The following is a 25,045-nucleotide window of genomic DNA, read 5'->3' as shown; positions in this document are numbered from 1 at the left end:
TAAAAATATTAACTTTTTGTTAAACCAACTCTATAAACCTTAAATGTCATAAGCTTGTCATAAAACACCGATAACATTCCGCCGATTTTCATTGCTATTAGGTTAACTAAAATGAATAAAGCGCTGTCCAATGTCCCATTATTTTTCAATTCCGATGTTAAAGAGCCTTCTGCTAAATCTGCAACCATTCATAAACTAAAAACAAAGTCTGCTAAAACACAGACCATTGATACTTTATTTCGTGATCACTGGTTAGATGTTTGTCGATTGTTACATAAGTGCTATGGCTCAGGCCCTCCAGAGCCAGAAGATGTTGCCCAAGAAGCATTTAGCCGTTTTGCACAAATGAATAATCCCCAGCAAATACATGATCCCAAAGCATATATCATAAAAATAGCTATCAACATTACGCTTAAATCGATTGGTCATTTATGCAAAGCGCGAGAATTTATTACCGAACAACTGCAAATTGATGAAGACCAAGTTGACACATTTTGCCCTGAACGTATTTTACAGAGTGAACAACGTATTCACGTTATTCAAAAAGCTACTGAACAACTCACTGATAAACAACGCGATATATTAATGCGCGCCAGAATCAAAGGTCAAACATACGCACAAATTGCTGCAGATACAGGCTGGAGTCTTGCTGATATTTGCCGTCAATTAAATACAGCAATGTCTGTTTTAGAAGCGATTGACGAAGAAACATCTAGCAACAATAACGATAAGTTAGTTAAAAATACTAGTAGTAATTCACTTGCAAGCGCCCTACCCGACGAGTACAAATCATGACAGATCAACACAACGAAAATCAAGCTAACACGGTAAAAGATCAAGCAAGAGAATGGCTTATCTATTTATATTCTGGTGAAACTACACAAAAAAAACGTGATGAATTTGTAATATGGGTAAATAAAAATGATGTGAATAGACAAGCATTTAGCCAGTCATACAAAGTTTGGCAAACCATAGGAGCGACAGATTCATCGGTAGAATGGCTAGCACAATATGCGATACGAAAACCTGCTTCGTTACCGACAAAAAAATCAAAATCTATACTCACTAAATCAGCGTTATGGCTAAGTGGTATTGCCGCGAGTGCTTTATTTTTAGTTGTTAACAATACTTTTCAAGCACCTAAAACCATGAAAGTTACGGCATCTGAAATAGTGTTTACTTCACCTATAGGTGAAAACAAAACGGTTACATTAAGTGATGGTACCGCGGTTACGTTAGCAGGAAATTCCAGTATTTTGGTGGATATAAATCAACATGAAAGGCGTATATCACTGCGTAAAGGTAGTGCTTATTTCGACGTAACTCATGATTCAGAACGTGTTTTTTCAGTATCAGCTCAGCATACTGAAGTTCGGGTTCGTGGTACAGCATTTGAAGTTGAATATAGTACTGACAATGAGTTAAAAATTTCAGTACAACGTGGGCTTGTCGATGTAGCTGATTTACCTGAGTATGGTAGTAAAGATGAAAAAGTGGTTCAATTGCATCCAAACCAACAATTACGTGCTGATATTCATGGCGCATTTGTTAATGGTGTTACTCATTTTAACCCGGAAACAGAATTTTCTTGGCTAAATTCACGATTAATTTACGACAATATACCGCTTAAAAATGTCATTGTAGATATTAATCGTTACGTTACAAAACCTATTATTGTTTCAGATGAAAGCATCAATCATCTACCTATCACCGCATCATTTACTTTTGATCAAATTGACTCTGTTCTATCAGGATTAGTTGCTGCTTATCCTATTAAGTTAACAGAAGAAGTAAATCGTACTGTAATAACAAAAATTAATGCTAAGCCATAGTAAGTAAGGGCTCTGGACGTTTTTCATAAGCTTCAATTTATGAAGCTTTTGTTAAACATCAACATTTACTGAAAAAAAATTCTTTTTGATGACTCTTGTAACGAACCTCTATTAATTAACCGGAAGATACATTATGAAAACATTACTCAGTAGCTCTATTAAGTTTGCACTTTTTAGTGGCGCACTTGCTTCTTTAACGCCTCAACATGTATTTGCACAACAAGCTGAAATAAATATTTCCATTCAACCTTTAGGGCAAGCGCTTAATCAGCTTTCTCAACAAACAGGAACCGTGATTATTGCACCAAGTCGCTTAGTTAGTGATAAACAAGCCGTTGCTGCAATAGGTAAACTGACAGTTATTGAAGCCGTTGACCAATTATTACTCGACAGTGGATTAATAGCCCAAGAACAACCAAGTGGTGCCATCATCATAAAAAAAGCAGACTTAAGCCCTGCTTCACCTAATAAACGTGCTGCTAACTATCAAGCCCCAATGGATGAAATTGTGGTTACTGGCCTTAAACGCGAGAGCAGCTTACAAGATACGCCCGTAGCAATTTCAGTACTAGGTGGCGATGAATTAAAAGCTCAAGGTGTCACTGATTTCACCGACCTAATCGATAGTTTATCGGGCATATCAATCAATTCAGCTTTTGGTGGCCCTGAAAACAGCTTTATCACTATTCGTGGTATTGGTGGTGCTGATGATTACAAACCTAATGGTAACCCATCAGTTGCTCTGCATGTTGATGGTATTTACCAAACCTCTAATGCTTATTTAAGTATGCCACTTTTTGATTTAGAACGTATTGAAGTACTTAAAGGACCGCAAGGCACGTTATATGGTCGCAATACCACAGCCGGTACAATTAATGCAATTACGCGTGCCCCAGGTGATAACTTAAACGGTTATGCAGATATTGAATATGGCTCATACGACTTTGTTTCTGGTAGCGCTGCTGTAGGTGGCCCAGTATCAGATAATTTAGGTGTACGGGTTGCAGTATTAATGAAGCAAGGTGGTGGCTTTATGGATGGTAAAGGCGCAGGTGATTTTGCTGGGTTCGTACCTGAAGGTACTGAAGGAATTATTCCTGCGGTGACAGATCCCGGTGAACGTGATGGTTTTGGTGATGCTGATTTATTTGCTTTTCGAGGCACTGCTGAATATGAATTTGATAATATAACATCGTTAACCTTACACTATTTTGTTAGCCAAAACCGTGGCGATACTCGCCAATATGATCGCATTGCATTCGATGATGATACTTCTGCTCTTAATGCCGGTGAAAACGATAATCCTTATGAATTCTATGCCAGTGAATATTATTCACACGAAATAGACGTAAGCGGATTTTCAGGTGATTTCAGTCGTCAATTAGATAAAGATTTAAATTTAGATGTGCTATTTGCACTTCAAAGTAGTGATCGTAACGTTAGTGGAAATGGTGATGGTACTTCTTTCCCGCGCTATCAATACAATTTTGATGATAGTTTGAATCAAACATCGTTAGAAATACGGTTAAGTGATAGTACTGGCGGCCAATTTGATTGGATAGCAGGTGCCTTTTTTATCAACGATTCTGTCGACTTTACCAGTAACTGGACCAGCTATGCTGTATTGTCTCAGTACAGCTCCCCTTATAATCAACGTCGTAATAGTGTTGCTACTTTTGGTAATCTTGACTGGAATGTATCTAACGATTTAGTGCTTAGTGCAGGACTACGCTACACCAAAGATAGCGCTAAATTTCGTGGCGAAAACATTGATGCAGATCCTTGGGGATTATCGATATTTGAAGATACTTTTAACACTGATGCTAACTTTTCTTGGGATCGACAATTTGACGACAGCAACGTGTCAGGAAAATTAGCTGTGCAATATTTTGTTAACAACAACTTTAACGTATTTGCTTCTGTCAGTACGGCTTATCGTGGTGGTGGCTTCGACGGTACTTCTATTTTTTCAGAAGAAGAAACGCAGCCTTTTGAATCAGAAGAAGTATTTGCTTACGAGGCAGGAGCACGTTATGTAAACGACACGGTCAATTTTACCTTGGATCTATTTTCTTATGACTTTGAAGAATTACAAGCGACAGCTCGTTTATCAAATGATACAAACGGTAGAACAAACGTAGGTAAAGCTACCGTTCGTGGTGCCGAAGCCTCACTAGCGGTTACTTTGTTTGAACAAGATAGTCATCGAGTTACCTTCAATACTGCAGGTACTTATTTAGATACTGAGATTACTGAATTTAATTCAAACCGTGTGAATGATGTTATCAGCACCATTGGCGATCCACTTCCTGGCTCACCCAAATGGAGCCAAACGGCCGCACTTAATTATGAAACGTCATTCGCTAATAATACTCAGTTAAATGCGCGTATTAATTATAGCTACCACGGTGAGGAGTCTAATCGTTTAAATGCGGGTGATGGAAACACCACGCCTTCGTACAGCTTACTTGGATTACGTGTGGATGTAACATTGAACAATGGTTTAAATTTATATGCTTATGGCCGCAATATTACTGATGAAGTTTACTTTCTTGAACTCAATAGTGGCTCTCGCTTAGTTGGTGCACCAGCAACTTATGGTGGTGGTATTAGCTACGCATTTTAACCACCAATATAAATAACGTGCCCTTAATAGGGGCGTTATTTTCTTACCATAAAGCGTCTCATATTGTTGTGACGCTTTTCTATTAAGTGTTAGTACATTTTCAGGTGACTTTATGACTTCATCAACTTGTTTTTTTTGCTTAGCTCTACCCTTACTTATATCAAATGCTGCATTGGCTAATACGCCGCAAGTCTCTAAATCAGAAACACCCTATCAATTGGCCTCTTCATGGCCAGATCGTATTATTGCCACAGCGACAGAAGATCCGGCGACAAGTATTTCAATTACTTGGCGAACCAATAACATTATCGATAGTACTTATGGGCAAATAGTTAAAGCAAATTCAGATGCCAGATTTGATATGCGTGCCAGTACCGTTAACGCAATCACCAGTATTGTCTCTTTAAAACAAGGTGAAAATAATCAAGGGGAATTTAAGTACCCTGCTAATGATAAATTGCCCGATGTTAATTATCATGCAATTACCTTTAAAAACTTATCTCCAGATACCCTATATAACTACCGTGTTAGTGGTAGCAAAGGTAAATGGTCGCCTTGGCAACAAATTAAAACTTCGCCGGTAACAGTGAATAAAGATGTTGAATTTCTTTATTTTGGTGATGCACAAAACGGCATTTACTCTCATTGGCCCATGGTTTTACGACGGGCATGGAAAAACGCAACCAATGCTGAATTTGCTATTTACGCTGGGGATTTAGTAAACGAAGGAGCGAATGATAAGCAGTGGTCAAACTGGCTTAATGCTGGGCGCTTTATACATGGCATGCTCCCTGCGGTATTAGTCGCCGGAAACCACGAATATGATTGGCAAGTACAAGCTAATGAAAATACAAATAACAGTATAAAAACGAGTACAAAGGCGAGCACTCAGAAAAATTGGGCGCTTTCAACACTTTGGCAAGATCAATTCACATTGCCTCCTGCTCCTAGTTTACCTAAAGCATTACAAGAAACTGTTTACGTATCACATTACCCCGATTTAGATGTTTTTGTACTTAACTCTGAAGCTCAAGGTGACGTTGCCTTGTTACAAGCACAAGCTGAATGGCTAGATGATCAACTACAACATAGCACCGCACAATGGCGAATTGTCACTATGCATCATCCAGTATTTTCATCTTGTGGCGTACCATTAAATACCCCAGGTCAAGACGAGCCAGAAGTAAGAGCGGCTTTCTTACCTGTTTTATTAAAACATAATGTCGACTTAGTGTTACAAGGTCACGATCACACGTATGCGCGTGGCAGTATAGGTACAAAAGAAGATATTGCCGTATTGGCCAGCCATGCGTCACCTAAAAAAGTTAAATCGGTATTTGTGACATCAGTTGCAGGCCCTAAAACCTATCCTCAAAAACTGACACGGTGGCAAGAATATAGTCATTATGGTGTGACTCTTGAACGTATAGGCGAGAATACTCCTACTTATCAGGTAATTAAAAAAAACAATAATAAGCTAATATATCAATCATTTACCACAGATGGAAAGTTGTACGATGGTTTTACCTTAACAAAGGCATTAAGTGGTCAAAAGATCTTGCAAGTCATTAGCGATTTACCCGAACAGCGTACTTTTGACAACACAGGTGATTATAAAAGCCATCATGATTTAGCAGAATAACTAAGGCAATAAAGCTATTATTTATCCAATATATGAGTGACCGCATCAGCCAGCCATATCAAGGCTGGCCCTTTGGCCTTTTGTTTGGTCATCACACGTTCAATTTGCATAGGCCACGGCTTATGATCGAAACTTAAATTCATGCGTACCATTTCACCTCTTTTTTCGTATTGTTCTGCCATATAAGCAGGAATATAACTCCAACCTAATCCTGCTTTTACCATTGTATTAACAGCATTAAAGTTACTTCCCCACCAAGTATGCGAAGAAATATTCGGGCTTTGCGGCAAGGTTTTTTCATCAAGTCCTCTTGTCAATAATTGACGGTGGGCTGATAAGTCTGAAACGGTGACTATATCCATACTCGCTAGTGGATGTGATGGACTCACAACGCCATAAAACGGCAAACTCCCTATGTAACATAAATCCACTTCTTTCGGGAAACCGATATTCGCAAACATCAGCCCTATATCAGCTCGTTCAGTGTTCACCAAGGTTAATACATCGGGTGTTGAAACAGCATAAAGCTCCAAATTAGTACCAGGAAACTTCGTTGAAAAATCATTTAAAATATCGGTAACTACCGGAAGTAAGGCATCATCTAGCGCTATTTTAACCTCTGTTTCATGAAATAAACTTAATGCATTGTTTACTGAGTCAAGCTCATAAGTCTGTCGCAAAATTGCTTGAGCAAACGGTAATAATCTTTCCCCATGTGGTGTTAAAGTTGGTTTACGGCTAGTACGATCAAACAATCGGGTATTAAGTTCTATTTCAAGGTTGGCAATCCCTTGACTCACTGCAGATTGAACCTTGCCTAACTTACGCGCGCATGCTGAAAATGAACCAAATTTTGCTGTTTCTACAAACATTCTCAGCTGTTCTAAATTATACATATCACTTTTCCTGATAGTAACTAACTATATTCTTTCATAATGAATGATTATTATAACAACATCAATACAAAGCAACGAAAGGAAATTTAGCATGAACGTGCAAAGTATTAGTACAACAGAGCGTATTTTACACAGCGTATTATTTGAAGCGATTGCATTAATATTTATGATATATGCCGCAATGAATTTTATCGATGTAGATACAAAATCAGCCACAGGATTAGCTATGGGCCTGTCATTAATTGCGATGTTCTGGAATTATTTTTACAACTTAGTATTCGATCATATTTTCGGAGATGATCGCATCAATCGTACAATTAAAATGCGTATAGGTCATGGACTCGGTTTTGAATTAGGACTAACTTTCGTCACGCTCCCATTAATAATGTGGGTACTACAGTTAGACTTTTGGATTGTTGCCGCGATGGAAACAACCCTTATTCTATTCTTCTTGTTATACGCGATTATTTATAACTGGTGTTATGATCTAGCTCGTGTACGTATTATCAGTGCATTGTAGATTTTAACAATACACTGATAATACTAACTAAAATAGACTGACAATAAACTATCTTTAGCGAAGGTACACCATACTATTACTGGGTACCTTTGCTAGTTAAGTCATTAGAAAATAGCACACAGCAATACCACTCAATTACATCTCATGCAGCCATGCAGCCATGCACTTATAATACGTTTCAATGCATCATAAAAAATCCTAAAGTAATGCAAATTACATTTACTGCATGTGTTTGTTAATTATTTTAATTAATTCAAAAATTAGCAATTTCAGTCAATATTTTTTCATGGCAACGTGTAATATCTACTTAAGATTAATAAATCTAAACTACATAGAGAATTAATTGCTAAGGCAATAAATAATGGGGTAAGTCTTATCAAATGAGTAATTACGAACAAAATATTATTAGGGTATGTGATTATATAAATCAGAATCTTGATGATGACTTAACATTAGATCGATTAAGTGCAGTTTCAGGTTTTTCTAAGTTTCACTTTCATCGTGTTTTTTCAGCTTTCACTGGGCTTAATTTGATTAAGTTTATTCAGATGTCACGCCTTAAACGTGCATCTTTTAGGCTGGTATTTAAAGCTAATATTAAAATTATCGACATTGCTTTTGAAGCTGGGTTTGAAAGTGCAGAGGCCTTTTCAAGAGCCTTTAAGCGCGAGCTTGGACAAAGTCCATCTGAGTTTAGAAAATCTCCTAAATGGCTTAACTGGCATGACAAAACCAATACATTAACGCTAGCGTTAACAGAAAAAATGGATGATAAAATGGATGTTAAAATTGTTGATTTTCAAGAACAGAAAGTAGCGGCGCTGGCGCATCGTGGAGATCCAAAATTGCACTACCAAACATCGATGAAATTTATTGCTTGGCGTAAAGCCAGCAAGTTATCGCCAATAAAAACCAGTAATACTTACGGCATACCATATTCTGATCCTAATGTAGTAAAAGCAGAAGAGTTTCATTTTGATCTTTGCGGCGCAGTTACAGTAGACATTCCAGAGAATGAATTTGGTGTAGTAAATCAAATCATTCCTGCAGGACGCTGTGCCGTTGTTCGTGATATTGGTAATCGTGATGATTTAAGTAAAGGCGTTTATTATTTATATAAACAATGGTTACCAACAAGTGGTGAACAATGCAGAGATTTTCCTGTGTTTTTTCATTATGTAAATTTTGTTCATGACGTGTCTGAACATGAAGTGATCACTGATATTTATTTACCAATTAAATAGTTTTTTATTTATGATCTTTTCACTGACGAGCTTTATCCCATTAGGAGTTAAATAACAATGCCCCACGCTAACAACATGTTTCTTGTCGGTTCACTACCGTCTGTGTTTATGAAAACCGCTGCACCTATCGTATTAATGATGTTAGTTAATGGGTCGTTTTCATTAGTTGATGCCTATTTTCTTGGTGAGTTTGTTGGTGCTCATGCTCTTGCCGCTGTTACTTCTGTATTTCCTGCTTTTATGTTACTTGTCGCTTTATCAAGTTGGGTGTCTGCGGGTTTTTCAAGTGTAATGGCAAGGTTATTAGGTGCTAATAAAAAGAATGAAGCTATATCCGCTTATGGTCAAGCGATTACGCTGTCTATGTGTGTTTGCATGGCGCTAATTGTACTTTTTTTAGTGGGCGGTGAGCACTTGGTGTTGTTTGTTAATAATGGCTCTGTAAGCTTATCTAGTATGAGTTATGATTACTTATCACTCATGATATTTTTCTCGCCGTTATTATTTATTCTTACTATTAATAGCGATAGTTTACGCTGTGAAGGACAGATGTCTTTTATGGCGGTTGTGCCTTTATTATCAGTATTCTTCAATATTGTGTTTAACTATATTTTTATTGCGATACTTGGCTGGGGAGTTATTGGTTCTGTTTATGGTACGTTATTAGCGCAAACCTTATCCCTGTTTGCCGTGTACTTATTTCGTCGTTACAGTAAAACCGCGTTAAAAGTTGCTATTGTGCGTTTTACTACAAACCGTAAGTTATGGTCAGACTTTTTAGCGTTAGGCGCGCCGACCAGCTTGTCTTATGTTGGTGTGGCACTTTCTTCTGCTTTTATTTTATACAATTTACAAATTTGGAGTGACGCGAACTACAGTATGACAGTTGCTGCTTATGGCATTATTACGCGAATTATGACCTTTATTTTTCTGCCCTTGTTAGGTTTAAGTATGGCGTTTCAAACGATTTTAGGTAATAACATTGGCGCAAAAGAATGGTTAAGATCAAACAGTGCAATTAAAATAGCCATTATCATCGCTTTTATTTATTGTGTATTTTGTCAGTTTGTTATTTTACTGCTTAAAAATCAGTTGGGCGGTGTGTTTGTTAACGATATCAATGTCACTACAGAAGTGTCGCGTATTTTACCTATTATGTCATCAGCCTTATTTTTATTAGGCCCATTAATGATGGTGGGTGTTGTGTTCCAAGCCATGGGCGATGCCAAAAGAGCTGCTATTTTACGGCTGGCAAAAGTATACATTTTCACCCTACCGTTGATATTTATTTTGCCACTATTGTTTGCAGAACAAGGCATTTGGTTAGCAGGACCAAGCGCAGAAATTTTAGCGCTGTTACTGACCATTACTGTTTTATATAAACGTAGGCAAAAATCAGGTAATCCATTTGGCTTGTTTTTTATAAGAAATAAGAAGCAGACAAAATATGAAAGCTGATCTCAACCAAGGTGTTTATTTAATTGTCGATGATAACAAGGGCTGGTTGTTGATGATTGATCTGCCCCCGATAAAACAAGGATGGCAATCGCAAAAACCTCGGCAGCTGAGCGCTTCCATGAAACAATTTAAGATTTTGGCCTGAAGAATGTAACAGGTTATATTGTTGTCTCAGTAAGTTATTCAAAGTTTACTGCAAGCGATAGACTTTATGAAACACATTTTACGAGACAAACTTTAACGTCTTTAGCATTTAAGCTAAAGACGTTATTTACTAAACCATTTTTGATAAGGCTGATAGCGGTCGTATAATATGTTAAATATTAAGGTGTATACCAGTATAAAGATTAGAAAACCTGCTTCTAAAATTAATGCGGCTATCCACGTTATATTTAAATACCAAGCTATTACTGGCAGTGTTATTGCGATCATACCTAGTTCAAAACCAACTGCGTGAATACAACGTGCAGCTAAACCTCTTGCTGAACGATTTATCCCCATAAAATTATCGAATATTATGTTGTAAATATAGTTCCAAAATACCGCAAATAAAGATAGTCCAATTGCCACAACTATCATTTTTTCTGCCTTAAAACCACCAATGATAACTGACGTAGGTATCAAAATAGAAAGTACTATCATTTCAAAAAGAATGGCTTGAAAGATCCGTTCAATTGTTTCCATTGTTCATCCATGCTTAACCAATCTCACTAGCTATGTGATTATTTCACCTTGCTAAAATCACCAACGACATCGTTATTTATTTAATAATTAGAACAAAGAGTTATTGAAATAAATGTCTTTTATTTAGTGATTTTTTCTACGTATAAAATTGTTCACTTAATTAATGAAACTGGTATAAATATAAATATTCTGCCATTATTATCATTTATTTTTAAGCAATAAAATAGTTAGTTACTATCATATTAAGTGATACCACTATGGTTCTTGTAGGTCGCTATTTTCAAGTTTTACTGATAAATACCGAAAATATTAGGTACAACCTTAATTATCTTTTCTGATTCCAGTATGCACTAGCATAAAGTGTTGACTTATCATACTCACAATTATTGATTAAATAGCTTTTTAATTGTTTTACAACACTTGCTTCAGCAGCGATAAATATAGCAGTATCATTCAAATGATTACTTTGTGATTTAAGCCCATCTAAAAAATCTTCAGTTAACTTGTTTGGCGTTACCAACCAATGAATGTTTATCCCTTTCGGAGTTATTAATGTTTGCTTGTCTTGCTTATCAGGAATTTGTATATAAGCATGTCCAATGGCATTTTCAGGTAATTTTTCCAAAGTTGCAGCAATGGCAGGTAAGGCTGTGATGTCACCAAAAAAAAGATGTTGCTTAGCATTGATATCAAGGTGCTTTACATCTCCTGGCCCTGCTATGCCAAGATAATCTCCTGCTTTGGCTTCAAGCGCCCAATTAGTTGCTAAGCCTTGATGATCATTTACCGCAAAATCAATGGTTAGTGCTAAATTCTGCTTATCAAAAGATCTAACTGTATAAGAGCGCATAAATTTCTTAAAGCCGAAATATAAACCCAATTTAGGTTTGTTGCTACTTGAATTAGGATTAGGGAAAATAGCTTTAACATGAGCACTTTCTTTGTCTTCAGGGAAATCACTCAGTGATTCACCAGTTAAGGTAATTCTTTTCATATGCGGGGATAAATCATCTACCGATAATACTTGTGTCATACGCATTGTAGGTCCCATAATATCTTCCTATTTTTATCTATTAATTTATTAATCAATTGTTTAAGCAGGTACTTTTGCTATGTACCCTTCAAGTTTTGGTTTTATGAACAAAGTCATTACCAGTGACAGCGTAAGCCCAACAGGTAATGCAAAAAGTAAGCTATTAAAAAATAACTGTGAAAACTGAACTGAAGACTCGTAGCTGCCATTTTTAACCGTAAGAACTACTGCTATAATCGACTCCATTATTATCGCCATTGAAATACCTTGAAAAAGATTCTTTTGTAAAGATGACCAAGCAAGACAGTATTGATTTATAAGCTTATTGATACCGATAAATAGAACGCCACCAACGGGGAGCAAAACAACCAACGCAAAAATAAATGAATTAACCCATGTATTAATAAAAGGTTGAGCAGGTGAAAGATTGACCAATGTCATAATCGCCGTAATAGTCCCAACCATAAAAAGCATGATTAAAAACATAACAAATAGGTTTTTCAATTTAAGTTGCATAACAGTACCCAATAAAATATAGTTGATAAGGTCTACTATATTTTATTTTGGTTGATAATGTCAACTAATTTTTGATCTATACTGAATTTATCCGGGAGAGCCCATGGAATTAAGTGAAGCAATTTTTGGTTTAGTACACGCTGTGCGCAATAATATGAAGCAAGAAATAAAGCTATTATCAATTGATTTAGCGCCAATGCACCTGAAGTCGTTAAAAGTGATATCAATAATTGATAATTGCACAGGACAAAAATTAGCTGATTTCATGGGGCGAGATAAAGCCCAAATTAATAGATTAATTAAAGAGTTAGTTAGCCAAGAATTGATTACTAAAATTGATAATGAAAATGATAAACGTAGCCATCTATTAAAGTTATCTATTAAGGGAGATAAAATAATTGAGTTATTTAAAATCGCCGAAAAACGAGTATTCAATAAAATGGCAAACGACATTTCGCCAGAAAAAATTGATGATTTTATCCAGTTAACCCAAATACTGCAAAGTAACCTTAATCCTAAGAGCATTGAATAGGAATTAAAAGTTAACATTGAAGAGATAATAATATTGAGTATTAGAAATGTTTGCTTGAGGCTTTACAGCTAATACTAATTTTTATTTTTTTGAGTTCGAAATTGTTTTGGTGTCATCCCAACGTATTTATTAAAGGTTTTGGTGAATGCACGCTCTGATTCATATCCCACAGATAATGCAATATCATCAATAAAGAGCGAGGTATTAGCAATCATCTCCTTAGACTTTTGAATACGTAAATTAGATAAATAACTAAATATAGTTTGTCCAACAAGTGATGAAAAACGTTTAGCAAATGCTGCTCTCGACATTCCCACGTTTGCAGCTAAGGTTTCAATCGTCCAAGGTTGTTCGAATGAACTATGTATTAGCTCTAGCGCTTTTGTAATACGTTTATCACGCAGCGCATGAAAAAATGAATGTTCTTCTTGTCGTCCAAAGTTGATTCTTATTAACTCAACTAATACAACTTCAGTTAACTTATTTACAATGATCTCGTTACCCGGACTTTGTGACATATATTCAGAGCTTAATTGATTAAATGTACTTTTGAGCCATGTATGTTTCTCAATTTCCTCTTCACGCACAATGGTTACTTGCTCAAATATATTACTCAGTGGACTTAATTCGTCATGCTGAAATGAACAGTCTCCACATAATAATAATGTTGTATTCTCATACGAAAGTGCCTGACCGATAGGCGGTTCACTAGACAGCGTATGATCAATTCCAGGTCCCAAAAATATTAAGTCACCTGCACCCAACTGCTCTACTCTATCCCCAATTGTCACCCAACATGCACCACGCTTAATTAAATGAAAGCTTGCTGTGGTTTTATTTTTGAATTCTTTTGTCCAGGGTGATTCTATTTGGCTACAAAAGTAGACGCTTCCTCTGACTCGTAATGAAGTCAAAATATCGCTGAGTATTTCCATAGGTTTATCTAAATACATCATTAAAAAATTAATTATAGACGATTAGTGTACAAAGTAAAGACTTTCGCACATTGTTGGGATTTTAATAACCGTCATAATAGACTCATCATAACGACATAGCAAAAAAACTACAGAGGTATCTGATGAGTAAAATAGAAATTTATAGCAAAGGCTACTGCCCATATTGTAAACAAGCAAAAGCTACCTTAGCTAGCCTAGGTCTTCAATACCAAGAGTATGAAGTAACTAACAGTAAAGCACTTCAATTAGAAATGCGAGAACGCAGCCAACGAACCACTGTTCCGCAAATTTTTATTGATAACCAGCACATTGGCGGTGCCGATGATTTTCATAAAGCGCTAAGAAGTGGTGCGCTAAACAAATTTTTACAGCAACACTAAAATAATTATTAAATAAAAAACTAATACGTAGATATTAAAAAAGGAATAAATAATGAACACAACAACTATACATCACAACACACAAGGTCGCGCAGAAAGTATTACAAAAATCGGTGAAAATACAATACGATTCTCAATAGCTTTGGTACTTATTTGGATTGGTGCAATGAAGTTTAGTGCCTACGAAGCGGGTGCAATTGAAGGATTAGTAGCGTCAAGCCCACTTACATCATGGCTTTATAGCGTATTTAGTTTACAAGGTGCTTCTAATTTTATTGGCACTGTTGAAATTGTCACAGCTGTCGCGCTTTTATTAACACCATTAAATCGTATCGTTGGTATTGTGGGCAGTTTAGGTGCAATCGCAACATTTGCAGTAACGTCAAGTCTATTATTAACAGCACCCGTTTGGGAAGCTTCTTTAGGCGGTTTTCCAGCACTAAATGTAGTACCTGGGCAGTTTTTGGTTAAAGATTTAGTTTTATTAGCTTCATCTGTTTGGCTACTAGGTAAAGCACTAAGTGTTAAAAAGTAAGTTACTATTTTGATTCAACTCTAACATAATAGTTTTATTAAAAGCCAGCGACTAATCGTTGGCTTTTTGTGCTCTACATCCGGTCCTAAATATGAATAAGCCTACTATATCCCTTGGTAAGCCTTCATAACTTCTTCTGAAATAATTTGAATGCCCTGCTTTACTTGTAGTTCAGGTTGAACATAAGAAACACGTAAACATTCACGTTTATGAGACCATTCATCATCAATTCCAACAAAAAAATCATCACCTGGTACGACTAAAACACCACGTATTTTAAGGCGTTGGTACAACTCATGACTTGTTATTGGTAAGTCTTTAAACCATAACCAAAGAAAAATTGCACCTTCAGGCTTATGTATTCGATACGGCAGGTTTCCAAGATATTGACGAAACCAGTTAGCCGCTTTGTTAGCGCGCTCTTGATAAAAAGGTTTAATGTAATCTTGCGTGATAGAAACAATTTCACCGGTTTTAAATAACTCTTTAGCTAATGCTGGGCCAAGTGAACCACAAGATAAGTTAACAATGGTATTTACATTAGTATATTTTTCAATAACCTCTTCATTGGCAATAACAATTCCTGTACGTAAACCAGGTAAACCCATTTTTGAAAGGCTAAGGGTTAAAATTGTATTTTGATTCCAGTGAGGTGTTGCTTCGGTAAAAATGATATTTGGAAAAGGGAGACCATAAGCACCATCAATAATCAGTGGTATATTCTTTTCTTTAGCTAATTCATCTAAATGATTGATTTCATCATCAGTAAGTACATTTCCTGTTGGGTTAGCAGGTCTAGAAACACACATTGCCGCGGTTTTGTCAGACAATGCTAACGTTGAAAAGTCTACATGGTATTTAAATAAGTTATCATCTAACAGTTCAATTGATGGTCTAGTTGCTGTAAAGAAGTTTTCATTTACTCCAATATCTTTATACCCTATATATTCTGGAGACAAAGGTAAATGAATGGAATGGTAATCGCCATTTGGCATAGAGCCAGCAAACATATTATATAAAATGAAAAAAGCTGATTGGCTACCATTAGAAATTGCAATGTTATTGTGGTTAAGATCCCAACCAAATTGTTTTTTCAAAAAACTAGCCACTGCGACACGAAACTCTTTGTCTCCTTGTGGAGACTGATAAACGCCTAATATACTTTGTCTTTTTATAGGATCAGCTAAAAGTGATTCTAATTTTTGTTGGAATACTTTTTCAACTTCAGGTAACTGACCTGGATTTCCTCCTCCCATAAATATCATATTGGGATTTTCATCAAGGGCATTGCCTATATCATCCATTAATCCGACTATGCCGGATTTTTGGGTAAATTTTTGTCCAAATTTAGAGAGTTTCACAAGTAAAAAGTTCCTATTAATACAGTAACGATATAAATCAGATAATTAATTAAACTGAATGATGGTAACAAGTATGACTGACCCTGAATAGCTATCCAATAATGCTTGTTAAAAACGAACGAGTATACCCTTGAATTAACTTGCAAGTTGAGCGGTAAAATTATACCAATAACGATTAATCCACCTTTCTTTTCTTACCACTTTCAGCTCTTTTCTTATTCTCTGACTGTACATAAATTGTATCGGTTGTGCCCATACTGGCATGGCCTAAATCTTCTGATAGATCTTTCAGTGCTCTACCACGCTCAATTTCCATACTCGCGCCAGTGTGTCTAAGCCAATGCGTGGTTGCTTCTTTAAGTTTTACCGCTCGGTCTTCACCTTCAGCTTGTTTCATTCGTGTAAAGGCATGATCGAATATATCTTGTACTAACCGTCGTAAATGCCTTGTTGTCATGCCACCTTGGCCACGTATTTTTTCAACTAAAACATTATTATCACCGCTGGTAGGTAAGCCAGAAAGACCTCTATATAAACGATACCGTTGTAAAAAGGGAATAAAATCAGAGGGAACGGTTATATCACGCAACTTTCTTCCTTTACCAAATACTTTTAACCACCAGTTTTCGTCTTCATCTTGCCAGAAATGTCCCATTGTTGGAGACCAATTATCTCGCTCTGATAACTCTGAAATTCTCAAAAACAAAGTCTTTAAGCTAGCGATTACAAATAAATTTCGCTCATATATTGGATCTTCATCAGCAAGTTCAATAGCAGTATCTAATAAGTATTGCCACTGTAAGCTTGAGAGTCGTTTAATTTCTTTAACTTGGGTGTCAAAGATGAAATGCTTACAATCTTTTTTAGCAATCTGCGCTGGGTTGCCATAACAAAACTCTTCACCCATTAAGTAATTATAAAATACAATAACGGCTGTGAATGTTGAGGTTAAGGTTTGTTGTGACGGACGATATTTCTTTTTATCAATTTCCTTTATTGTCTGGCTTTTAGCCGCTTGTATTTTAAATGGTCGCCATATTTCATTAATAGTAAAGTAACTATTTTGTAGCTTAAAACGCTCTTGATTACTGGTGCCAATCCAATTTATTGCTGGCTTCCAACAAAAATCTGCATAAGTAAGAATATCTGATTTACGTAATTCATCTATCGGTGTTCTATTTTCTAAAAATGACCATAATAAAAATTTTTCAACTTCATTTCTAAACCTATCAAAGGTATGTGCTGATTTATTTCTACCGGTGTATTTTAGAAACTCCTTGCCCCATTCCCAATGAACTTTACACCAAGATGGTAGTGTATTGATAAAGTCATCTAATTCTGGATAGTTTTCAAACGTAAAATCGCACAATTCGATATAAGTGGGAAATAATGGTACAGGTATTGTTTTAGACATGAATACATAATGAGAGGAAACTTTGATATATTCTAATTAGCCTCAGCTATTATGTCCAATACTAAAGAGAAATAATGGGTTCAAATAGGTTGTTGGATGCCTTGCTAATTCATTAATATAACTGAATTTTTACAAGGCAATATTAGAAAGTGGTTAAGGCGGTAAAGCAATAAACTGAAGGCCTTTTACCTTATAAGCATTAACTTTAAATATCGAGATCACTACACCATTGACTCGCTTTTAAAAACTCAGCTTGTACAACGTCTTTGTCTAATGAGTACTGATTTAAAATATTCGTTAAGGTTTTATCAATAGTTACCTGTTCGTGACCTAAAATATAACTCGTTGTTAAATCGAGTAACTGGCCCAATAAACCTTCATGCTTCACTAAAGCCCTTTCAATTGGCTCTGCTAAAGGCATCGTTTTTACAATTTCAGAAATAGGCATAGATAACATTACTTCAATAGAGCTAAGTAATCCGGTGATAAAAGCAAAGTCACTAACCGGTTTAAAGGTATCATTATTACTTAATGAGTACATCATTTTCGCGGTTATCAATGCTTGTTTACATACTTCATCGGTCGTGTCAGATGTTAGATTAGACAATGCAAGAATAGAAACAAAGTGTCTTAGTTTTTCTTCGCCTAAATAAGCCGCCGCTTGTTTCAATGATGTTATTTTAACGCGAGTACCTGTAGCAACATTATTAACTAATTTCAATAAACCAACGGTTAAGTTTACATCGTGACTAATAATCTCTGCTACGCTGTCATAGTTAAGTGGTGAATTAAAGGTTTCACTTAACAAATGTAGCATTTGAGTTTTTATTGGTGCAAGTGTTTGCCCTTTAATAATTTCAGGCTCGTGATAAAAATAACCTTGAAAATAATCAAAGCCCACTTCAGCAAGTGTTTGTTGTTGATTTCTTGTTTCTACTTTCTCTGCCGCAATGGCAATATTAAATGCTCTCATGCGAGTAACAGCAGGTAATAAACGTTTAGTATTGATTTTTTCAATATCAACTTTAACAATATTAATGTATGGAAAAAGTACATCCCAATGCAGTGCTAAATCATATTGCGTTAGTGCAATCATATAACCTTCGTCATGATAAAACTTGATTATTTTTAGTAGCTTGTTAGTTGGTTTTTCATGACCTACTAGCTCTATTACTATAGAGTCTTTATCAAACATCAAGGGGAATTTATGAATTAGGCAGTTTTCGGTGAAATTAATAAATGACAGCTTGCCCATACTAATTGTTTTAATATCACCATGAATATGATTTTGAATAATCAACTTAGAACTGGCAATATCATGATCAACTTCGGGGAATTTATTATCAGGACTGTCTCTAAACAATAGCTCATAACCAATAGTTTCTGAAGTATCGTTAAAAATTGCTTGTCTCGCGATATAAGTATTTTTCATTGCACTACATTATTATTGTCTTTTCCTTGATCTCAAGACTAACATTACTACATGAAATTGCTAGTAAAAATAACATACTATTAACTTTTTATTTATTTTTTCATAATAAGTGGCATTAGCACTTTCTTATTACCATCAATCGTTGATATTTCTTTGAGATTTAACAATTCACTCATAAAGGAAAAAACATGTATGTTTTCAAACGGTTCCACCTCAATTCCTTTTGCGATATTCGCGCCTGAAGCGATGAATATTCCAGCTAAACTTTTTTGGTTTTTTGGATCATAACCATGAGTACCAGTAATTGTTAATTTTTTGTTATATTTCTCCTTAACAAAGGTTGCAGGAGGAATTGCTTCAATAATAATGTCTGGCACAAGCGTAATATCTTTAGCTAAATGCCAATGCTTAGGATAACTTCCTTTAGCGTACAATTGATAAAGACTAGACTGCTGCTGTACTAATTTTAGTTTTAAGTTCTCAATTACTTGTAACTGTTCTGCTGGCTGCTTTAATTTTAACGGGTTAAAATAAAGAAATTGTTGGGTATCGTTACTTGCAACAATAATAGCGCCCGATTTAATAAGTTTAATCGTTTCTTGATCAAACACCATTGATGGTTTTATCGCTTTATTCTTGTCAACTTGTATCATGCCATGATCTGACACAATAATAAGATTTACCTCTTGGTCTATATCATTTGCTAATGTTGAAACGAACTCTCCCAACAGCTTATCAATGTCAGCAATAGCCTTCGCAACCTGCTTCGACCTAGGGCCATAATGATGCCCTGCATTATCGACTGTTGAGAAGTAACTAGCAATAAAATGAGGTCGCTCTGCTTGCGGCAGCTCTAACCACTTAATTATTTGTGTAAACCGCGCTTTATTTGAATCTTTTTTATTGAACGGAACATTATAGGTCGGTGTTTTTCCAATAACTTCTGATTCCGGCCAAAAATATACAGCGGCTTTAATATCTTGTTGCATTGCAACGTACCAAAAAGGCTCGGCTGTTAACCATGCAGGGTTATTTTTTCCCGCACCTTTTACGTATTTCTCACCTAATGTAGGATTGTAAAAATTATTATTACTAATGCCATGGTTGATAGGGTAAGAGCCGGTAATAATCGACAAGTGATTAGGAAATGTCTTACTCGGATATACAGGAAGCAGTTCGGCAACAGTACCAGACTTAGCTAAAGCAAGCAGATTGGCTGGTTTATGTTGTTCAAGGTATTCATATGAAAAACCATCAATTGATAACAAAATTACAGTAGGTTTTTCAGATTTACCGTAAACTGAGCAGGAAAGTAGTAATGCTACTAAGCAAGAAAGAAAACGCATTCGGTTATTTCCTATGTAATTTAGTTATCAATTTAATTAACGAAAAAAGCCTAAAACAGGTCTTTAATATTCGCTAAGTCTGATTTGTTTTTAGCAATTTCTTCTGGTGTTAAACCAGATAATTCATGCGGGAAGACTAACCATTCGTCAGATTCATAAACAAAGTAATCAGGCGTAATATCTACTTGTTTATTATTAGGCTTATACCAAGGGCAAGCAATTCGCACATCCGTTGGCATATTATTTCTCATTGTTAATTTCAATTTTGCAATAAGCGCTTTAATACTACGACCAGAATCAAAAACATCATCTACAATTAACAAGGCATCATCTGCATTGGCATTTTCAATAATATAATGTAAACCGTGAACCGTAATATCTTTACTTTGTTTATTAATACCGTAATAAGAAGAGGTACGCACAGCAATATGATCCGTATCGATTTTTTTATAATCAAAGTATTCTTGAACAGCGATACCAATTGGAGCACCACCACGCCAAATACCAACAATAAATTGTGGTCTAAAGCCATCTTCATATACTTTTGCTGCTAATCGGAATGAATCTTCTAGTAACTCTTGTGCCGTAATATATTTCTTATCCATCAATAATAACCCTAACTTTTAATTTTGAGTATTATAACGCGATTATTCAGGTTTTAAAATTATTTGTCTAATTAGTCAGGTTTTTATTTTACTCTTAATATTTGGCACTTATCGCGTAATGGAAAATAATTTATACATATAGATTGTTACATCGTTATTACACGGTTATTTCATTAACTATTTTACTAAATTTAAACCTAACAATTCATCCCTATAGTTATTTAACTGCTGTCATTATCAATGGGTAAATTCATAAAAAGGATAAATTAGTTATGTATCACAGCAGAAAAAATCAATAAGAGCGCACTTGTAGCACCTATTAGATAATCATATTTGCAGCCATGACTAACAATAATCCTGCGAATATTTTCTTGATCGTTGAAACAGGTAAATAATGAGTAGATTTGGCACCTAATGGGGCCGTAAACCAAGAAGTACAAACAATACCTAATAACGCCGGTAAATAAACAAAGCCAGCAAAACCATCTGCTAAATTAAAATAAATACTACCTGAGCTGATATAACCAATAGAGCCAAATAAGGCGATCACAATGCCACAAGCAGAAGCACAACCGATCGCTTTTTTCATATCAATAGAGAAAAACGTTAACAACGGCACTAAAAGCGCCCCACCACCAATGCCTATCATGGCTGATAATGCGCCAGTAATCGTAGTAAAAAAAGTTAACAAGCCTTTATTGGGCATTTGGCGTTCTGTCGTAGACTCAGCTTTAGTGCTGCTGTAAAACATCTTTATCGCAATAAGTACCACACTTACAGCAAACACGATACGAACAATTTTTTCTGGCAATAATGCAGCCATAAAGCCACTAATAAGCGCACCAAGGGCTACACCTGTCATTATCCAAGGGGCTAAGTGCCATGGAACATTACCATTTTTATGATGAGCAATTGCTGATGAAGTCGATGTAAATAATATCGATGCCAAAGAAGTCGCTACCGCAACAATAACCACTTGCTCAGGTGGTATTATTTCAAAATGTAGTAAAAAAACACTCAATATCGGAACAATAACTAACCCACCGCCAATACCTAATAGTCCAGCTAAAAAACCAACAACACTGCCTAATAATGCGCAGTATGTAATTAACAATAATAAATCACTCATTCAGTTCACTTCTTAATATAATCAAAGGGTTATTTCGCTACATAAAATGTAGTTATGTTTGCAGTAGGCGAAATAATATAACTGACAACACCTAAAACATTCAATTATATAGGCCATGAATTTTTCTCATAGGGCATGTGAAATAAATGCGCTTTTCATCACTTACTAATCCACGTATAAATTACCCAGCGCTTAACACTGATTGATATTTCAAATGACTATTAATTAGTTAACAAGGCACCAAACGCTACAAACTTTGAAGACAACAGATCTTGATAATTTCTCACTGATTAAAGCAGAAAGTAAATTAACAAGTCTGGCAACAGCGAACATAAATTAGGTTTTAAATTAGACAATTGGATACTAGATCACAATGAATAACGACTTCACATTTACTATTAAAAGCATTTGTCTTGATGAAGACTATCAACCATCAGACAATACCCGTATCACTACTAATTTTGCTAACTTAGCAAGAGGAAGCTACCGTCAAGCAAACTTGCGCAATGCTTTAAAAATGATTGACAATAGTTTTAATGCGTTAGCACATTGGGATAACCCAAAAGCTGATCGTTACTCGGTTGAACTTGAAATTGTGTCAGTTAATGTTGATATTGAAGGCAGCGGTCAAACCTTCCCTTCTATTGAAGTATTAAAAACAAATATTGTTGATCATAAAACTAATAAACGTATTGAAGGCATTGTAGGAAATAACTTTTCGTCATATGTTCGCGACTATGACTTTAGCGTTTTACTGCAAGAACATAATAAAAATCAAACCAAATTTAGCATTCCAGAAAATTTTGGTGTTTTACATGGTAAGTTATTTCAATCTTTTATTAATTCAGAAGCTTACAACGATAACTTTACTAAAAAACCTGTAATCTGTATCAGTGTTTCTGATAATAAAACGTATCACCAAACTGAAAATCAGCATCCCGTATTAGGTGTTGAATATCAACCCAATGAAACATCATTAACTGAGCAATATTTCAAAAAAATGGGCTTGCAGGTACGTTATTTTATGCCGCCAAATAGTGTTGCACCATTAGCTTTTTACTTCTTTGGTGACTTACTTAATGATTACACCAGTCTTGAGCTTATAAGCACAATCAGCACTATGGGTACTTTCCAAAAAATTTATCGACCTGAAATTTACAATGCAAATGCGGTTGCAGGAAAGTCGTATCAACCAAATTTAAAGAACCTAGACCATTCCTTAACGCAAATTGTTTACGATCGAGAAGAACGTAGCCAGTTAGCTAGTGAGCAAGGAAAATTTGCTGAAGAACACTTTATCAAACCTTATCAAACGGTGCTTGAGCAATGGTCTGCTAACGTTAACTATGCTTAAAAATATAGTTAATCATTACGTTGATATATACATTAAGCAAAAATTGAACAGCTAAGTTAAATACTTAGCTTAATAACACACATATAAGACATTATTTATTATGAAAGCCCTTTTTAACAAAACCATTTTACCTACTTCAACGGCAGGCAGCTTACCTAAACCAGCTTGGCTCGCAGAGCCTGAAACACTTTGGTCGCCTTGGAAATTACAAGGTGACGAATTAGCCGAAGGAAAGCACGATGCCTTACGCTTATCGTTATTAGATCAACAACAAGCAGGCATTGATATTGTTAGCGATGGTGAACAAACCCGCCAACATTTTGTTACTACCTTTATTGAACACCTTAATGGCGTTGATTTTGAGAAACGCAAAACGGTTAAAATTCGCGATCGCTATGACGCCAGTGTACCAACAGTGGTAGGCCCAGTTTCTCGTCAAAAGTCTGTTTTTGTTGAAGACGCTAAGTTTTTACGTAAGCAAACCAATCAACCAATTAAATGGGCGTTGCCAGGTCCTATGACCATGATAGACACCCTTTATGATGATCATTATAAAAGTCGTGAAAAACTTGCTTGGGAATTCGCCATTATTCTTAATCAAGAAGCCAAAGAATTAGAAGCAGCGGGTGTTGATATAATACAATTTGATGAACCTGCATTTAATGTGTTTTTTGATGAAGTTAATGCTTGGGGAATCGCCTGCTTAGAGCGCGCCATTGAAGGACTTAAATGTGAAACAGCTGTGCATATTTGCTACGGCTACGGCATAAAAGCTAATACCGATTGGAAAAAAACCTTGGGATCTGAGTGGCGACAGTATGAAGAAGCTTTTCCTAAGCTGCAAAAATCTAAAATTGATATTATCTCACTCGAATGTCACAACTCTCATGTGCCAATGGATCTACTTGAACTTATTCGTGGTAAAAAGGTGATGGTAGGTGCAATTGATGTTGCTTGCCATACTATTGAAACACCAGAGGAAGTTGCCGACACCTTACGCAAAGCATTGCAATTTGTAGACGCCGACAAGCTTTATCCTTGTACTAACTGTGGCATGGCTCCCCTACCTCACCACATCGCTAGCGGAAAATTGAATGCGTTAAGTGCAGGTGCAGAAATCATCCGTAAAGAGCTAACTGCTTAGCTATTGCCTTACCCTTATTTTATTAAATGGCAGCGGCTTCTGGCCGCTGGAAACTAAAGAACATAGTTACAAATTCTATGTTCTTTAGTCTATTTTCTTGAAATTCTCTTTAGTTAGCTCAAAAGGCGCTAAATATCCTTCTTCAATAATGACATCAACTCAAAACTCTTAACCCATTAATCAATTTATTTTATCCTTAAAATGTTATCTGCTTAGCGCTGTAAGTTAAGTAAGTAAAATTAAAAAAAAATAAAAATAGAATAAAAATAGGACACCCATACTTTCTTGAATAAATAAGAACTCCTGACTATATTTATAAAGTAAACACATAAGGAGTTTGATTATGACACAATCTCGCCGTCAGCAAGTTTCATTACAAGACACCCGTTACTATCACCTAATCTCT

The 25,045-nt window shown here is 35.7% G+C and carries 24 protein-coding genes; 13 read left to right on the top strand and 11 right to left on the bottom strand.

Going from position 1 to position 25,045, the window contains the following annotated elements; translation table 11 throughout:
- Positions 1–111 precede the first annotated feature (111 nt).
- The 4 genes from Q4496_RS11925 to Q4496_RS11910 all read left to right on the top strand — a co-directional run bounded on the left by Q4496_RS11925 (position 112) and on the right by Q4496_RS11910 (position 6,100).
- Positions 112–795: an RNA polymerase sigma factor gene (locus Q4496_RS11925; RefSeq protein WP_303610504.1), complete on the top strand. Its 684-nt coding sequence runs from the start codon at positions 112–114 to the stop codon at positions 793–795.
- On the top strand, positions 792–1,832 hold the full coding sequence (locus Q4496_RS11920; RefSeq protein ID WP_303610503.1) for a FecR domain-containing protein: 1,041 nt from the start codon (positions 792–794) through the stop codon (positions 1,830–1,832). The genes Q4496_RS11925 and Q4496_RS11920 overlap by 4 nt, the downstream gene beginning before the upstream one ends.
- Positions 1,833–1,965: 133 nt before the next feature.
- The gene (locus Q4496_RS11915) at positions 1,966–4,458 is read left to right on the top strand and encodes a TonB-dependent receptor (RefSeq protein ID WP_303610502.1); all 2,493 of its coding nucleotides are present in this window, start codon (positions 1,966–1,968) and stop codon (positions 4,456–4,458) included.
- Positions 4,459–4,570: 112 nt separating this feature from the next.
- The gene (locus tag Q4496_RS11910; RefSeq protein ID WP_303610501.1) at positions 4,571–6,100 is read left to right on the top strand and encodes a metallophosphoesterase family protein; all 1,530 of its coding nucleotides are present in this window, start codon (positions 4,571–4,573) and stop codon (positions 6,098–6,100) included.
- Between the two features lie 17 nt (positions 6,101–6,117).
- On the opposite strand, the gene Q4496_RS11905 is transcribed toward Q4496_RS11910, so the two are convergent.
- Positions 6,118–6,996 (bottom strand): LysR family transcriptional regulator, encoded by an 879-nt coding sequence (locus Q4496_RS11905; protein ID WP_303610500.1) that lies wholly within the window; start codon positions 6,994–6,996, stop codon positions 6,118–6,120.
- A gap of 91 nt (positions 6,997–7,087) precedes the next feature.
- Here Q4496_RS11905 and Q4496_RS11900 point away from each other — a divergent pair, with 91 nt between their 5' ends.
- The 4 genes from Q4496_RS11900 to Q4496_RS11885 all read left to right on the top strand — a co-directional run bounded on the left by Q4496_RS11900 (position 7,088) and on the right by Q4496_RS11885 (position 10,363).
- A complete protein-coding gene (locus Q4496_RS11900) occupies positions 7,088–7,516 on the top strand; it encodes a PACE efflux transporter (protein ID WP_201294500.1) in 429 nt (142 codons plus the stop codon).
- A gap of 380 nt (positions 7,517–7,896) precedes the next feature.
- Positions 7,897–8,760 (top strand): GyrI-like domain-containing protein, encoded by an 864-nt coding sequence (locus tag Q4496_RS11895; RefSeq protein WP_303610499.1) that lies wholly within the window; start codon positions 7,897–7,899, stop codon positions 8,758–8,760.
- A 57-nt stretch (positions 8,761–8,817) separates the two neighbouring features.
- A complete protein-coding gene (locus Q4496_RS11890; protein WP_215974047.1) occupies positions 8,818–10,218 on the top strand; it encodes an MATE family efflux transporter in 1,401 nt (466 codons plus the stop codon).
- On the top strand, positions 10,208–10,363 hold the full coding sequence (locus Q4496_RS11885; RefSeq protein ID WP_215974046.1) for a hypothetical protein: 156 nt from the start codon (positions 10,208–10,210) through the stop codon (positions 10,361–10,363). Before Q4496_RS11890 ends, Q4496_RS11885 begins: the two co-directional genes overlap by 11 nt.
- Before the next feature lie 122 nt (positions 10,364–10,485).
- Here Q4496_RS11885 and Q4496_RS11880 read toward each other — a convergent pair whose 3' ends face one another.
- The 3 genes from Q4496_RS11880 to Q4496_RS11870 form a co-directional block, all read right to left on the bottom strand.
- Positions 10,486–10,902 carry a PACE efflux transporter gene (locus Q4496_RS11880; RefSeq protein ID WP_215974045.1) on the bottom strand — a complete coding sequence of 139 codons (417 nt, stop codon included), beginning with the start codon at positions 10,900–10,902 and terminating at the stop codon, positions 10,486–10,488.
- A 325-nt stretch (positions 10,903–11,227) separates the two neighbouring features.
- Positions 11,228–11,953 carry a siderophore-interacting protein gene (locus Q4496_RS11875; RefSeq protein WP_215974044.1) on the bottom strand — a complete coding sequence of 242 codons (726 nt, stop codon included), beginning with the start codon at positions 11,951–11,953 and terminating at the stop codon, positions 11,228–11,230.
- A gap of 42 nt (positions 11,954–11,995) precedes the next feature.
- Entirely contained in the window at positions 11,996–12,451 is a 456-nt protein-coding gene (locus Q4496_RS11870) for a DUF2798 domain-containing protein (protein ID WP_215974043.1), read from the bottom strand.
- 103 nt (positions 12,452–12,554) lie between these two features.
- On the opposite strand from Q4496_RS11870, the gene Q4496_RS11865 reads away from it, so the two are divergent.
- Positions 12,555–12,983, top strand: coding sequence for a MarR family winged helix-turn-helix transcriptional regulator (locus Q4496_RS11865; protein WP_215974042.1), 429 nt, complete (start codon positions 12,555–12,557; stop codon positions 12,981–12,983).
- 74 nt (positions 12,984–13,057) lie between these two features.
- Here Q4496_RS11865 and Q4496_RS11860 read toward each other — a convergent pair whose 3' ends face one another.
- A complete protein-coding gene (locus Q4496_RS11860; protein ID WP_215974041.1) occupies positions 13,058–13,918 on the bottom strand; it encodes an AraC family transcriptional regulator in 861 nt (286 codons plus the stop codon).
- A 143-nt stretch (positions 13,919–14,061) separates the two neighbouring features.
- Here Q4496_RS11860 and grxC point away from each other — a divergent pair, with 143 nt between their 5' ends.
- The gene (gene grxC, locus Q4496_RS11855) at positions 14,062–14,319 is read left to right on the top strand and encodes a glutaredoxin 3 (protein ID WP_215974040.1); all 258 of its coding nucleotides are present in this window, start codon (positions 14,062–14,064) and stop codon (positions 14,317–14,319) included.
- Between the two features lie 52 nt (positions 14,320–14,371).
- Positions 14,372–14,854 carry a YkgB family protein gene (locus tag Q4496_RS11850; RefSeq protein ID WP_215974039.1) on the top strand — a complete coding sequence of 161 codons (483 nt, stop codon included), beginning with the start codon at positions 14,372–14,374 and terminating at the stop codon, positions 14,852–14,854.
- A gap of 104 nt (positions 14,855–14,958) precedes the next feature.
- On the opposite strand, the gene Q4496_RS11845 is transcribed toward Q4496_RS11850, so the two are convergent.
- From Q4496_RS11845 to Q4496_RS11820, 6 genes are all read right to left on the bottom strand, one after another.
- Positions 14,959–16,215: a valine--pyruvate transaminase gene (locus tag Q4496_RS11845; protein ID WP_215974038.1), complete on the bottom strand. Its 1,257-nt coding sequence runs from the start codon at positions 16,213–16,215 to the stop codon at positions 14,959–14,961.
- Positions 16,216–16,390: 175 nt separating this feature from the next.
- Entirely contained in the window at positions 16,391–17,629 is a 1,239-nt protein-coding gene (locus tag Q4496_RS11840) for a tyrosine-type recombinase/integrase (protein WP_303610498.1), read from the bottom strand.
- A gap of 205 nt (positions 17,630–17,834) precedes the next feature.
- A complete protein-coding gene (locus Q4496_RS11835; RefSeq protein ID WP_215974036.1) occupies positions 17,835–19,061 on the bottom strand; it encodes an EAL and HDOD domain-containing protein in 1,227 nt (408 codons plus the stop codon).
- 92 nt (positions 19,062–19,153) lie between these two features.
- Entirely contained in the window at positions 19,154–20,407 is a 1,254-nt protein-coding gene (locus tag Q4496_RS11830) for an ectonucleotide pyrophosphatase/phosphodiesterase (RefSeq protein WP_303610497.1), read from the bottom strand.
- Positions 20,408–20,457: 50 nt separating this feature from the next.
- The gene (locus Q4496_RS11825; RefSeq protein WP_215974034.1) at positions 20,458–21,015 is read right to left on the bottom strand and encodes a phosphoribosyltransferase; all 558 of its coding nucleotides are present in this window, start codon (positions 21,013–21,015) and stop codon (positions 20,458–20,460) included.
- Between the two features lie 316 nt (positions 21,016–21,331).
- Entirely contained in the window at positions 21,332–22,141 is an 810-nt protein-coding gene (locus Q4496_RS11820) for a sulfite exporter TauE/SafE family protein (protein WP_303610496.1), read from the bottom strand.
- A gap of 373 nt (positions 22,142–22,514) precedes the next feature.
- Here Q4496_RS11820 and Q4496_RS11815 point away from each other — a divergent pair, with 373 nt between their 5' ends.
- Together Q4496_RS11815 and Q4496_RS11810 are read left to right on the top strand one after the other, a co-directional pair.
- A complete protein-coding gene (locus tag Q4496_RS11815; protein WP_215974032.1) occupies positions 22,515–23,495 on the top strand; it encodes a DUF1852 domain-containing protein in 981 nt (326 codons plus the stop codon).
- 100 nt (positions 23,496–23,595) lie between these two features.
- Positions 23,596–24,639 (top strand): methionine synthase, encoded by a 1,044-nt coding sequence (locus tag Q4496_RS11810; RefSeq protein WP_303610495.1) that lies wholly within the window; start codon positions 23,596–23,598, stop codon positions 24,637–24,639.
- The last annotated feature ends 406 nt before the right edge of the window (positions 24,640–25,045 follow it).

The organism is Colwellia sp. 5_MG-2023 (assembly GCF_030547795.1).
Taxonomy (GTDB): Bacteria; Pseudomonadota; Gammaproteobacteria; order Enterobacterales; family Alteromonadaceae; genus Colwellia.
Note: the sequence above shows the minus strand (reverse complement) of the source record. Positions and strands in the feature narration are given on the sequence as shown.